Annotated in this window: 12 protein-coding genes; 5 read left to right on the top strand and 7 right to left on the bottom strand. The window is 70.4% G+C overall.

Going from position 1 to position 12,594, the window contains the following annotated elements; translation table 11 throughout:
• Positions 1-514 precede the first annotated feature (514 nt).
• Entirely contained in the window at positions 515-1,117 is a 603-nt protein-coding gene (locus ACE3Q2_RS02035; protein ID WP_374472362.1) for a GNAT family N-acetyltransferase, read from the bottom strand.
• Between the two features lies 1 nt (position 1,118).
• Complete coding sequence (locus tag ACE3Q2_RS02030; protein WP_374472360.1) at positions 1,119-2,936, bottom strand: DUF885 family protein; 1,818 nt, start codon at positions 2,934-2,936, stop codon at positions 1,119-1,121.
• Positions 2,937-3,020: 84 nt separating this feature from the next.
• Between ACE3Q2_RS02030 and ACE3Q2_RS02025 the strand changes: the two genes are divergently transcribed.
• A complete protein-coding gene (locus ACE3Q2_RS02025; protein ID WP_374472358.1) occupies positions 3,021-3,881 on the top strand; it encodes a 23S rRNA (adenine(2030)-N(6))-methyltransferase RlmJ in 861 nt (286 codons plus the stop codon).
• A complete protein-coding gene (locus ACE3Q2_RS02020) occupies positions 3,878-4,897 on the top strand; it encodes a zinc-dependent alcohol dehydrogenase family protein (RefSeq protein ID WP_374472356.1) in 1,020 nt (339 codons plus the stop codon). The genes ACE3Q2_RS02025 and ACE3Q2_RS02020 overlap by 4 nt, the downstream gene beginning before the upstream one ends.
• Before the next feature lie 12 nt (positions 4,898-4,909).
• Here ACE3Q2_RS02020 and ACE3Q2_RS02015 read toward each other — a convergent pair whose 3' ends face one another.
• From ACE3Q2_RS02015 to ACE3Q2_RS02000, 4 genes are read right to left on the bottom strand one after another with little or no spacing between them, the layout of a single operon-like run.
• Positions 4,910-6,130 carry an ABC transporter permease gene (locus ACE3Q2_RS02015; RefSeq protein ID WP_231696250.1) on the bottom strand — a complete coding sequence of 407 codons (1,221 nt, stop codon included), beginning with the start codon at positions 6,128-6,130 and terminating at the stop codon, positions 4,910-4,912.
• A gap of 1 nt (position 6,131) precedes the next feature.
• Complete coding sequence (locus ACE3Q2_RS02010; RefSeq protein ID WP_231696249.1) at positions 6,132-6,827, bottom strand: ABC transporter ATP-binding protein; 696 nt, start codon at positions 6,825-6,827, stop codon at positions 6,132-6,134.
• The gene (locus ACE3Q2_RS02005) at positions 6,824-8,059 is read right to left on the bottom strand and encodes an efflux RND transporter periplasmic adaptor subunit (protein ID WP_231696248.1); all 1,236 of its coding nucleotides are present in this window, start codon (positions 8,057-8,059) and stop codon (positions 6,824-6,826) included. Before ACE3Q2_RS02005 ends, ACE3Q2_RS02010 begins: the two co-directional genes overlap by 4 nt.
• 25 nt (positions 8,060-8,084) lie before the next feature.
• A complete protein-coding gene (locus ACE3Q2_RS02000; RefSeq protein WP_231696247.1) occupies positions 8,085-8,771 on the bottom strand; it encodes a YIP1 family protein in 687 nt (228 codons plus the stop codon).
• A 142-nt stretch (positions 8,772-8,913) separates the two neighbouring features.
• Between ACE3Q2_RS02000 and ACE3Q2_RS01995 the strand changes: the two genes are divergently transcribed.
• On the top strand, positions 8,914-9,876 hold the full coding sequence (locus ACE3Q2_RS01995) for a polysaccharide deacetylase family protein (protein ID WP_374472352.1): 963 nt from the start codon (positions 8,914-8,916) through the stop codon (positions 9,874-9,876).
• Positions 9,877-9,879: 3 nt separating this feature from the next.
• Here the strand turns inward: ACE3Q2_RS01995 and ACE3Q2_RS01990 are convergent, their stop codons facing one another.
• On the bottom strand, positions 9,880-10,869 hold the full coding sequence (locus tag ACE3Q2_RS01990) for an aspartyl protease family protein (protein WP_374472350.1): 990 nt from the start codon (positions 10,867-10,869) through the stop codon (positions 9,880-9,882).
• 95 nt (positions 10,870-10,964) lie between these two features.
• Here ACE3Q2_RS01990 and ACE3Q2_RS01985 point away from each other — a divergent pair, with 95 nt between their 5' ends.
• Both ACE3Q2_RS01985 and ACE3Q2_RS01980 read left to right on the top strand, forming a co-directional pair.
• The gene (locus tag ACE3Q2_RS01985; protein ID WP_231696244.1) at positions 10,965-11,588 is read left to right on the top strand and encodes a helix-turn-helix domain-containing protein; all 624 of its coding nucleotides are present in this window, start codon (positions 10,965-10,967) and stop codon (positions 11,586-11,588) included.
• A gap of 257 nt (positions 11,589-11,845) precedes the next feature.
• Complete coding sequence (locus ACE3Q2_RS01980) at positions 11,846-12,553, top strand: pirin family protein (protein ID WP_231696243.1); 708 nt, start codon at positions 11,846-11,848, stop codon at positions 12,551-12,553.
• The last annotated feature ends 41 nt before the right edge of the window (positions 12,554-12,594 follow it).

The raw sequence follows: 12,594 nt of genomic DNA, 5'->3' as shown, positions 1-12,594 counted from the left end.
GGTGGCCAGCGTGAGAGTCCTCGCCGCCCGGCGGCGGGTGTGGGTTCGAGGCGGGCACACCGATGCCTCCGGTGTCTGACCGGACTTTCCGGGCTTGGCGAGGAGCTTTACGCCTCGGCCCCACCTCCGCCGCCGGGCGGCGAGCCGGTTCGTACTGGCCGTCTTCCATGCTGGCGAAGCAGCCACATCCCGCGTCCGGAGGGACGCGAACGACAGGTCATGTCCTGGTTCGTGCCCGAAACGATTTAGCCCAGCCTGATCAGCAAGAAAAGAGCCACGCCTTGGCCCTGAACGTCACGCGCAAGCATCGGAGCGGACAGCCACGGGCCTTTCGTCCAGCCAACCGGCTGCCCCGTACCGGACGCGCTGTGAAGGCGAGGGTCGATTCCCGCGAAATAAAGGCTCCACTGAGCGGGAATCGACCCTCGCCTTCGCGGTGGGGCCGGCGCCAGACCAATGGACAGCGAAGAACCACCCAGTCCAATCCGGACTTGGGAGAAGAACCTACCTTCTTCTATTTCTTCAGAGGCCGGAGCCAGAAGGTGAGGGGTTTTTCGGTGGGGGCGGGTTCGCCGATTTCCTGCCAGGCCAGGTGCACCGTCAGGCCGGGCTGGCGCACGTAGCCGCGTTTGGCCCAGAAGGCCTCGTTGCCGCGGTGGCCGGCGGGGCGGCGCGGATCGGCGGGGTCGCGGTCGACGGCGCAGAAGCCGGTCCAGGCGAATCGCCCCAGCGCCGCCGCGTGCGCCTCGCGCTCGTCGAAGAAGCGGTGGCCCAGGCCCAGGCCGCGGTACCCGGGCAGCAGCACCGATTCGCCGAAATAGAACACGTCGTCGACGGAGCGGCCGGCGTCGCGGAACGGCCGCCGGAACTCCTCGGTGTCGTCGGCCAGCGGCAAGCCGGTGGAGGCGCCCACCACCGCGTCGCCGTCGAAGGCCAGCACGAATACGCTGTCGGGCGAGCGCGCATAGGCCTGCAGGTAACCGCGCTCGTAATCCAGGTCGCCGGCGTAGAGGTAGGGCCAGTCGCGGAACACGGCGATGCGCAGCCGCGCCACCGCGTCCAGCCACGGCCCGAGCGCGTCGCCGGCGAGGCGCCGGACCTGGATATCCGCCGCCATCTCAGCCGCGCTTCTTTTCGATCCACGCATCCACGCGGCGCTCGAGCAGCGCCAGCGGCAGGTCGCCGCCGGTGAGCACCAGGTCGTGGAAGTCGCGCAGCGCGAACTCCGGGCCCAGCGCGGCCTGCGCGCGCGCCCGCAGTTCCAGGATCTTGTTCATGCCCACCTTGTAGGCCAGCGCCTGGCCCGGCATCACCAGGTAGCGCTCGATCTCGGCCACCACGTCGGTTTCGGGCATGCCGGTCTTGTCGAGCATGTAGGCGATGGCCTGCTCGCGGGTCCAGCGCTGGTCGTGCAGGCCGGTGTCCACCACCAAGCGCACGGCGCGGAACATCTCGGCCTGCAGGCGGCCCAAGTTGTCGAGCGGCGCGTCCTGGAAGCCCACTTCCCAGGCCAGCCGCTCGGTGTACAGCGCCCAGCCCTCGGAGAAGGCGGTGAACGGCAGGATCTTGCGGAACGTGGGCACGCCCGTCAGCTCCTGCTGGATCGTGGTCTGGAAATGGTGGCCCGGAATGGCCTCGTGGTAGGCCAGGGTGCGCATGCCGAACTTCGCCACCTCGGCGGTGTTGCGCAGGTTGATGTAGAAGATGCCCGGGCGCGAGCCGTCGAAGGCCGGCGGGTTGTAGTAGGCGCCCGGCGCGGTCTTCTCGCGGAACTCGGGCACGCGCTCGACCTTCACGCCCATCTTCGGCCGCACGTTGAAGTAGTCGCCGATGCCGGCGTCCACCTCCTCGATGATGCGCGTGAAGTCGGCGATGATCGCCGCGCGGCCGGCATCGGTGTCGGGGTAGAGCTGGTCCTCGCGGGCCGCGAGCTGCTGCACCCGGGCGCCGACGGAGCCTTCCACCAGGCCTTCGGCCACCAGGATGGCGTCCATCTCGGCCTCGATGCGCGCCACCTCGTCCAGGCCCAGCTGGTGGATCTGCGCGGGCGTCATGTCGGTGCTGGTGTGCATGCGCGCCGACCAGGCGTAGAAGTCCGCGCCGTCCGGCAGCGCCCACACGCCGTTATTGCCCTTGGTGAGCGGCAGCAGGCGGTCGTAGTAGGCGATGAAGCGCCCGAACCCCGGGTACACGGCCTGGTTGATGGCGGCTTCCACCTGCGCCAGCAGTTCGTCGCGCGCCGCCGCGTCCACGGTGCCGGCGGGCAGCTTGTCGAGCTTCTCCACGAACGAGGTGTAGAGGATGTTGCCGGTGGCCGGCGTGGCGGTGAAGGCGCGCATCTCGGCCAGCACCTTCTCGACCACGAAGGTGGGCGGCAGGATGCCGGCGGCCTCGCGGGCCTCCAGGCCTTCCATCACCTGCGCCACCATCACCGGGGTCTTGCCCAGGCGCGCCACGTAGGCCTCGGCGTCGGCCTGCGAGGCGACGCCGTGCTGGGTGGCCAGGAAGGTGACGAAGTTGCTCTGCACGCCGAACAGCTGGTTGAGCGGGTAGTTGTGCAGTGCGAAGCGCTCGCCGTCCTGCTGGATGGCCAGGAAGTACTCGAGCACGTCGTAGGACAGGCGGGTGTTCTCGTCGAGCGACTCGCGGTCGTACTCGCGCAGGGTGGCCAGGTCCTCGCGCAGCTTGGCCTGCATGGCCTGCTCGCGGGCCGGGGAGCGGTCGGTCAGGTCGTCGGAGTACCAGTCCAGCCAGGACGGCAGCATGCCCAGCGAGGTCAGCATCTCCGGGTCGTCCACCGCGTATTCGATGAAGACCCGCTCGAAGAACCATTCCACCTTCAGCGGCTTGCCGTAGACGGTGTGCAGGCCGAGCGCGGTGGCGGCGGCCAGCAGGGCGAACAGGGTCCAGGCGGTGAGCTTGAAAAGGGTTTTCATCGGGCCTCCGGAAGGTCCCCGAACCTTAGCAGAGCCCCGGCCTTTTCCGCCCGGCCGGGCCCGTCGGGCGCTAGACTGGCGGGCATGAACTACCGCCACGGATTCCACGCCGGCAACCACGCGGACGTGCTCAAGCACCTCGTCCTGGTCGCCCTGCTCGATGCGCTCAAGCGCAAGGACGCCCCCTTCTTCGTGCTCGACACCCACGCCGGGCGCGGCCGCTACGACCTTGGCGGCAGCCAGGCCAAACGCACCGGCGAAGCCCGGGCCGGCATCCAGAAGCTCTGGGACGACCCGCCCGCCGGCCCGCCCGCGCTGGCCGCCTACCTGGCCGCGCTCGACGCCGCCCGCGCCGGCGCGCCCGACACCTACCCCGGCTCGCCGCTGCTGGTCTCGCACGCCCTGCGCGCCCAGGACCGGCTGGTGGCCTGCGAACTGCTGCCCGAGGAATCGGCCGCGCTCAAGGACCTGCTCGCCGCCGATCCGCGCTGCCACGTGCAGCAGCGCGACGGCTACGGCGCGGTCAAGGCCCTGCTGCCGCCGCGCGACGGCAACACCCGCATCGGCCGCGCGCTGGTGCTCGTCGACCCGCCCTACGAGGCCCAGGAAGGCGAATACCCGCTCATCGTGGCGGCGCTGCGCGAGGGCCTCGAGCGCATGCCGCAGGCCATGTTCGCCCTCTGGTACCCCATCAAGCAGCGCGCCACCCTGCAGCCGCTGATGCGCAAGGTGGCCGGCCTGCCCATCAAGTCGGCGCTGGCCATCGAACTGCTCGTGCGGCCCGACGACTCCCCGCTGCGCATGAACGGCAGCGGCATGCTGCTGGTCAACCCGCCCTGGCAGATCGAAAAGGCCATCGAACCCGCGCTCAAGCCGCTTGCCCGCGCCATGGGCGACGAAGGCGCCTCCTGGCGACTCACCTGGATCAAGCAGGAAACCCCGTGACCACCCACGCCCCCAAGCACGCCCGCTACGCCTACCGCGGCCCGGTGCCGCACGAAGTGATCAAGACGGTGGAATTCACCCTGCCGCCGCTGCAGCCGGGCGAAGCGCGGGTGGCGGTGCTGGCGGCGCCGGTGAACCCCAGCGACATCCTCACGCTCACGGGCGAATACGGCCTGCTGCCGCCGCTGCCCGCCGTGGGCGGCAACGAGGGCGTGGGCCGGGTCGAGGAAATCGCCGGCGAGCCCAATGGCCTGGAAGTGGGCGACGTGGTGCTGCTGCCCGTGGGCTGCGGCACCTGGAGCACCCACCTGCACCTGCCGGTGAAGTCGCTGGTGCCGCTGCCGCACGACGTCGACCCGGTGCAGCTTTCCATGCTCACCGTGAACCCGCCCACCGCGCTGCTGATGCTCAGCGAGTTCGTCGAGCTGCAGCCCGGCGACTGGGTGATCCAGAACGCCGCCAATTCCGCCGTGGGCGGTTACCTGGCCCAGCTGGCCAAGCGCCGCGGCATCAACGTGGTCAACGTGGTGCGGCGCGAATCGGCCATCGAGGCGGTGTGGGCGGCCGGCGGCGAGCACGTGCTGGTGGACGCCGAGGACCTGCCCAAGCGCGTGCGCGACCTGGTGGGCGAAGTGCACGTGCGGCTGGCGGTGGACTGCGTCGGCGGCGTGCACACCGAGCACCTGGCGCGCTGCCTGGCGGCCGGCGGTACCCTGGTGAACTACGGCTCGATGAGCGGCGAGCGCTGCATGATCTCGCCGCGCTACTTCGTCTTCAACGACCTCACCCTGCGCGGCTTCTGGCTGTCGCAGTGGTTCAAGCGCGCGCCGGCCGAGCGCCGCCGCGCCGTGTTCGCGGAACTGGCGGGGCTGGTGGCCGACGGCACCCTGCATGCCCGCGTGCAGGACCACTACTCCATCGACCACGTCGCCGAGGCGGTGCGCGCCGCGCACGCCGGCGCCCGCAGCGGCAAGATCATCATCGAGCCGAACGGGCCGCCGCGCGCGGCGATCTGAGCACGCCGCGCCTCACTCGTAGCGCAGCGCCTCGATCGGGTCCAGGCTGGCGGCCTTCGAGGCCGGCATGATGCCGAACACCACGCCCACCAGGGCCGAGAAACCCGCGGCCGCCACCACCACCCACACCGGCACCTGCGCCGGCGGGAAGTTCGGGATCACCGACGCGACGCCCACGCCCGCGGCGTAACCCAGCACGATGCCGATCAGCCCCCCCAGCAGCGCCAGCAGGCCGGCCTCGAGCAGGAACTGCACCAGGATGTCGCGACGGGTGGCGCCCAGCGCCTTGAGGATGCCGATTTCGCGGGTGCGCTCGGTGACCGACACCAGCATGATGTTCATGATGCCGATGCCGCCGACCAGCAGCGAAATGCTGACCACGCCGGCCACCACCGCGGTGGCGGTGCCAGTGACCTGCTCGAACTGCTTCACGAACGAATCGGCCGCTTCGACCCGGAAGTCGTCGTCCTGGCCGGGCTTGAGCTTGCGCGAGGCGCGGATGGCGCGCTTGACGCGCTCGCGCACCACTTCCACCTGCGAAATGTCGGGCACGTTGAAGGACACCGACATGAAGGGCTGGGTGTTGTTGCCGCTCATGGCCCGGCCCACGTCGAAGGGGATCACGACGTAGTTGTCCTGGCTGAAGCCCAGCAGCTCGCCCTGGCGCTGCATCACGCCCACCACCTTGAACCACTCGTTGCCGATGCGGATGTACTCGCCCACGGGGTTCTCGGGCAGTTTCAGGTCGTCGATCACCTGGGTGCCGATGACCACCACGCGCCGCCGGCCCTGGTCGTCGCTGGGCGCCAGGAAGCGGCCGCGCTCGGGGTAGCGGCCGCGCACGGCCTGGAACTCGGCCGTGGTGGCCAGCACCTGCGGGCTGGAGGTGCGGCCGCGGTAACTGGTGCCGGCCACGGCCACCTGCATCATCGGCGTCACCTGGTCCACGCCCGGCACGCGGTAGCGCAGCACGTCCAGGTCCTTGAAGGTGATGAAGTTGATGCGGCCGGTGCGGAAGTTCTCGTTGTTGTTCTCGGCGCGCAGGTTCATGGTGCTGCCGCCGAGGTCGGCGAACTGGTTCGAGATCGAGGCCGAGAAGCCCTGCACCAGCGACACCACCGCGATCACCGACGCGGTGCCGATCAGGATGCCCAGCGTGGTGAGGAAACTGCGCATCCGGTGCGCCATCAGGCTGGTGAGCGCGGCGCGGAAGGCTTCGAGGAAGGCGTACATGTCAGGCCACCTGCGCACGGGCGGGGTTGAGGGTGTCTTCGACGACCTTGCCGTCGCTGACGCGGATGGTGCGGCGGCAGTGCGCGGCGATGTCGGGCTCGTGCGTCACCACCACCACGGTCTGGCCGGCGCGGTGCAGCTCGTCGAACAGCGCCATGATCTCGGCCGAGGTCTTGGAATCGAGGTTGCCGGTGGGTTCGTCGGCCAGCAGGATGGACGGGTTGCCCACCAGCGCGCGCGCCACGGCCACGCGCTGGCGCTGGCCGCCGGAGAGCTGGTTCGGGCGGTGGCCCAGCCGGCTGCCCAGGCCCACCTGCTCGAGCGCGCGGGTGGCCCGCGCCTTGCGCTCGGCGCGCGGCATGCCGCGGTACACCAGCGGCTGCATCACGTTCTCGAGCACCGTCATGCGCGGCAGCAGGTGGAAGGACTGGAACACGAAGCCGATTTCCTTGTTGCGCACGTGCGCCAGCTCGTCGTCGCCGAGCTGCGAGGTGTCGCGGCCGTTGAGCTCATAGGTGCCCTCGCTGGGCGTGTCCAGGCAGCCGATCAGGTTCATCAGCGTGGACTTGCCCGAGCCCGAGGGGCCGATCAGGGCCACGTACTCGTTGCGGTCGATGAACAGGTCGACGCCGTTTAGGGCGAGTACTTCTTCCTCGCCCATCAGGTAGCGCTTGACGATGCCGGTGAGGCGGATCATCCGGCGTCGTCCTCGCCGTCGGCGGCGGCTTCGGCCTCGCCGTCCTTGCCCTTGTCCTTGCCCTCCTCGTCGCGCAGCTTGCCTTCGACGCGGTCGCCGTCGCGCAGGCCGCGCACCACCTTGGCCGGCCCGACGATGACCCGGTCGCCCGCCTGCAGGCCCTTGGCGATGGCCTCCCAGCGGTCGTCCGACAGGCCCACTTCCACTTCCACCTTGCGGGCGGTGCCGTCGCGGTCCACCCACACGTGGCGCCTGACCTGCTTGTCCTCGGATTCCTCCGTGGCCACCGCTTCCACCGGCACGGCCAGCGACTTGCCGCCGTCGCCCAGGAAGATGTCGGCGCGCGCGCTCATGCCCGAGCGCAGCGCCATGTCCTTGGGCACGTCCAGCAGCACCGTCACCTCGTAGGCGCGGCCCTGGGCCTCGAGCGTCGGCGCCAGCGCGATCTTGGCCACCTTGCCCTTGAGCGCGGTGTCCTGGAAGGCGGCGGCGTACACGTCGGCGGCCTGGCCCAGGCTGATGCGGGCGATGTCGGCCTCGTCCACCTTCAGCTCGGCCTGGATGGCCGAGGTGTCGGCGATCTTCATCAGCGAGGCGCCGGCCAGCGCGTTCGTGGACGGGATGGCCGTTTCGCCCACCTTGATCGGCAGGTCGACGATGGTGCCGGCGATGGGCGAGAGGATGTCGGTCTTGGCCAGCTGCTCGCGCGCCTCTTCCAGGATGGCGTCGGCACGGCGCAGGGCCTCCTCGCTGCTCTGCAGCTCGACCTTCGCCAGGTCGCGCGCGTTGCGCAGGTCGTCGTAGTCGCTCTGGCCGATCATCTTGCGCGCGAGCAGCGATTCGCCGCGGGTGAGCCGGGTTTCGGCCAGGGCCAGGGCCAGGCGCTGGCGCTCGATGCTGATCAGGCTCTGGCGGCGGCTGGCCTGCTCGCGGTCGATGGCGTTGCGGTAGGTTTCCGGGTCCAGGCGCAGCAGCAGCTGGCCCTTCTCCACCGTGTCGCCCTCGGCCACCAGGATCTCGCGCACCTTGGCCACCACTTCCGAGGTCAGGTTCACCTCGGTCAGGTAGGCCAGCACGCCGGAGGCGAGGATGGTGGGCCGGATTTCCTGCTCGGCCGCCTCCACCACCTCGACTTCGGTGCGCGCTTCGCCGCGCCCGGCCTTGATGAGCAGGGGCACGGCCACCACCGCCACGAGGGCGGCCGCGGCCACCCATTTCTTGTTGATCTTCATCGATGCTTCCGTTGTGGGGCGGGGCTCAGAGCGCGGCGAACAGCGCCATCACGCCGTAGATGACGACCGAGGGCAGCACGGCGACGGTGACCGCCTGGCCCCAGCCGGTGCGGAACCAGGTCTTCCAGCCCAGCGCGGCCAGGAACCAGACCCAGAAATTGAGCAGGCTGAAGCTGCGGGCCAGCATCAGCCAGTCGTGGTCGAGCGGCAGCTGCACGAACAGCGGGTCGACGTTGAGCAGCTGCAGGCTTTCGAACGACACCTGGTTGGAGCTGGTGAACAGGGCCCCCAGCACCACCAGGTTGCCCAGCACCATCGGCATGCTCGACCAGGCCACCAGCGCCAGGCCGCGGCGGAAGCCCACCGCGTTGCCCGTGACCTTGCCGGCCAGCAGGTAGTAAAGCGCCATCACGGCGAACACCAGGCCCATGAACAGCACCACCATCGGCCCGGCGAAGTAGGCCGAGGCGCGCGCACCCGGCATGAACTGCTTGGCCTGCTCGACCTCGGCCGCGCTCATGTCGCGCTGGGCCTGCATCTGGGCCACCTGGTGGCCGGAGAACCACTCGGGGTCCACGGTGAGGAAATAGGCGGTGGTGGAGACGACGCCAAGCACCGCCAGCAGCAGCAAGGGCAGCCAGAAGCCGGGCTTCTCCTTCAGGTCGGCGAACACCTTGGCCGGCTCGAGGAAGATGTTGATCAGGTGGGACATGCAAGGCTCCTTGGTCTTGGCGCGGCGCGACTCCCCTTGAATCGCCCTGCGCAGGATAGGGCACGCGGCCCTTGAGAACCATGGACGGAAGCAAGGCGCCGGATGTGACAATGATCATCCCGCCCCGTCCCCCGGAGTCCCGATGCGCCTGTTTTCCGCCCTGTTCCTGCTGCTCGCCGCCGGCCTGGTTTCCGCCGCCGCGCCCGACCGCCGCATCGCCATCACGGTGGACGACCTGCCCTGGGCCAGCCTGGGCGACGGCGCCGGCCGCCCGCTGGATGCCGCGATGCGGGAGCACCACGCCATGCTCATGGCGGCCCTGCGCGCCGGCGGCGACCCGGTGATCGGCTTCGTCAACGAAGGCAAGCTCGGCTTCGAGGGGGCGTCCCGCGAGGAACGCATCGCCATGCTGCGCGACTGGCTCGACGCCGGCGCCGAGCTGGGCAACCACACCCGCGGCCACGTCGACCTGCACGCCGTGGGGCTGGAGGCCTACCAGGCCGACATCCTGGCCGGCGAACAGGTGCTGCGCCCGCTGCTGGCCGAACGCGGCCAGAAGCCACGGTGGTTCCGCCACCCCTACCTGCGCGCCGGCACGTCGGCCGCCGACAAGGCGGCGCTGTCGGCCTTCCTGGCGGAGCACGGCTACCGCATCGCCCCCGTCACCGTGGACCACAGCGACTGGATCTGGGCGCGCGCCTACCGCAACGTGCTCGACGACGGCGCCGACGAGGCCACGCTCGCCCGCCTGCGCGAAGGCTACGTGCCCTACATGATGGCCAAGCTCGAGTACTACGAGCGCTTCTCCATCGCCCTGCTCGGTTACGCCCTGCCGCAGACCTGGCTGCTGCATGCCAACGAACTCAATGCCGCCACCTGGCCCGCGCTGATGGCGGGGCTGGACGCGCGCGGCTACCGGCGCGTCGCCATCGCCGAAGCCATGGCCGACCCGGCCTACGCCCGCGAGGACGCCTACACCGGCCGCTGGGGCCCGAGCTGGCTGCACCGCTGGGCCATGGCGGAGAAGAAGCCCGCCGCGTTCTACGCCGGCGAGCCGGAAACGCCGCGCTGGGTGCTCGACCTGGCGGGCGTGGACGCGGAATAGGCCTCAGGGCGCCGCGGCCGGCGCCACGCCGCGCGGCTCGAGGATGATGCGCCCGCGGCTGTAGTCGTAGACCACGTCGTAGCGGCTCAGGAAGCGCGCGCCGATGCGCCCGTTCTGGCCGGTGTCGATGACCTCGTCGCCGATCGAATAGCTGGCCGGCGTTTCCACCGCCGGCCCGTCGGCCAGGACCACCTGCACCGACGTGCCGCTCCGGTAGCGCGCCAGCCCGCCGACGAAACAGGCCGTGGTCTCCGTGCCGCCCGGCGGCACGGCGATGGCGTCGCTGGTCTGCGGGAACAGGCTCAGGTCGATCCCGGCGCCGCTGTCCACGTGCAGGCGCGCGTCGTAGGGGGCGCCATCGGGGCCCTGCACCCGGGCCTGCACGAAGGGCTGGCGGCCGCTGATCTCGGCCGGCACCACCCGGCCGTCGCCGCGGTAGTCGTAGGTCTCCGGGTCGTGCAGCACGAGTTCGCCGCGGGCATGGTCGACTTCCACCACGTAGCGGCTGAAGAGTTCGTGGCCGATGACGCCGCTGAAGGGCGGCGGCTCGATGGCCTTGTCGCACATCACCGAATCAAGCGGGATCGCCAGCACGGTCTGGTCGAGCAGCGCGAGCGGGCCGAAGTCGATGTCCAGCCCGGGCTGCACGGCGGCGGTGACCGTGGCCACGCCCTCGCCGGCGATCTTGCGCAGGCCGCTCATGTCGAGCTTGAGCGCGTCGGTCTTCGGGCTGGTGAGCAGCGTCAGCATGGAAGCGCCGGTGTCCACCACGAAATCCAGCGGCGGCGAGCCGTTGACGCTGGCCTGCACCACGATCCAACCCTTGTGCTCGCGGAACGGCAGACGCAGCGGCAGCGGCGAATCCAGCCGCGCCTCGGTGCCGTGGTTGGCGAAGTAGATCCGCGCCAGGTCGAGCTGGCTGCAGGAGGCCAGGCCCAGGGTAAGCGCCAGGGCCAGGCCCAGGCGATGCAGCGGGAACAGCGGCTTGTCCATGGCGACCTCGTGGGGAGGCAAGTGCGCGGCACTTGCGTGGCCGGGGAATGTGCGTTGAAATTTGAGCCTGTTTTTCAACACAGGCAAGCCAACTGATGGCACGGTCGCGCCGCCCCGCTCCCTCCCGCCCCGCCCGCTACCAGGACGTGGCCGACCCGGCGCACATCGCCCTGCTGGCCAGCCCGGTGCGCCAGGACATCGTCGACACGCTGGTGGCGCTGGGTGGCGAAGCCGACGTGGCGGCCGTGGCCCGGGAACTGGGCCGGCCCGCGGACGGGCTGTACTACCACTTCGAACGCCTGGCCGACGCCGGCCTGCTGCAGCGCCGCGACGAGGCCGGCGACGCGCGCCGCTACCGCGTCGGCACGCGCCGCGGCACGGCGCTGCGGCTGGTGTACGGCAAGCGCGCGGAAAGCGGCGAGGCCGTGCAGCAGGTGGTGGCCAAGCTGCTGCAGTCGGCCGGGCGCGACTTCCGTGAAGCGCTCGCCGACCCCAAGGTGCGCACCACGGGCGATGCGCGCGAACTCTGGGCCGGCCGCAGCCGCGGCTGGCTCGACGAAGAGGGCCTGCAGGAAGCCAACGCCCTGCTCGGCCGCCTGCTGGAACTGCTGCAGGGCCCGCGGCGGCCGGGCCAGGACCAGCTCTTCAGCCTGTCCTTCGTGCTGGCGCCGAAACCGCGCAAACCGGCACGGCGCGGCCGCCCAGCCGAGGAAGACTGAGCCCGGCCCGTCCCGGGCACCGGGCCGGCCAAGGCCGGGCGTCCCAGGCCGTTAATTCCATTATTGCAACGATAGCTTGTTCTAAATCTGTATTGATGCGTTCATTGACGCCGCCGATACTTTGCTCCGAGCCCACGCCCCACCCCGGAGCCCACCATGCAACCCGCCTACCTGCTGCTCGGCCGCCTCGGCCTCGCCACCCTCTTCGTGCTGACCAGCCTCGCCTCGCGGCGGGACGCCATGAAGGCGGGTGCGCTGTGATCGCCCTGCGCCCCGCCGCCGAGCGCGGCCATGCCAACCACGGCTGGCTTGATTCCTGGCACAGCTTCTCGTTCGCCGACTACCGCGACCCGGCGCACGTGCACTGGGGCCCGCTGCGCGTGATCAACGAAGACCGCGTGGCCGCCGGCCAGGGCTTCGGCACGCACGGCCACCGCGACATGGAGATCATCAGCTACGTGATCGACGGCGCGCTCGGCCACAAGGACTCGATGGGCAACGCCGCCAGCATCGTGCCCGGCGAAGTGCAACGGATGAGCGCCGGCACCGGCGTGACGCACTCGGAGTTCAACCACAGCGCCACCGGCACCACGCACTTCCTGCAGATCTGGATCATCCCGAAGTTCATGGGCGTGAAGCCGGGTTACGCGCAGAAGACCTTCACCGACGCCGAGAAGCGCGGCCGCCTGCGCCTGGTGGTCAGCCCCGACGGTGCGGAAGGCTCGGTGGACATCCACCAGGACGCGCGGATGTACGCGGGCTTGTTCGACGGCGACGAAAGCGCCGAGCTGGCGCTGGCGCCGGGCCGCCTGGGCTACGTGCACGTGGTGCGCGGCGCGCTGGAGGTGAACGGCCAGGCGCTGGGCGCGGGCGACGCGCTCAAGCTGCGCGACGAACCGCGCGTGACGCTGCGCGCCGGCCGTGAGGCCGAAGTGCTGGTGTTCGACCTGCCTCCGCTGGACTGAAACCCGCGGCGCGGGCTTGGGCATAATCGGGCGGTCCCTTC

It is taken from the genome of Arenimonas sp. (assembly GCF_041913985.1).
Lineage (GTDB): Bacteria > Pseudomonadota > Gammaproteobacteria > Xanthomonadales > Xanthomonadaceae > Arenimonas.
The sequence above is the reverse complement of the archived record's forward strand: the minus strand, read 5'-3'. Positions and strand labels throughout refer to the sequence as shown.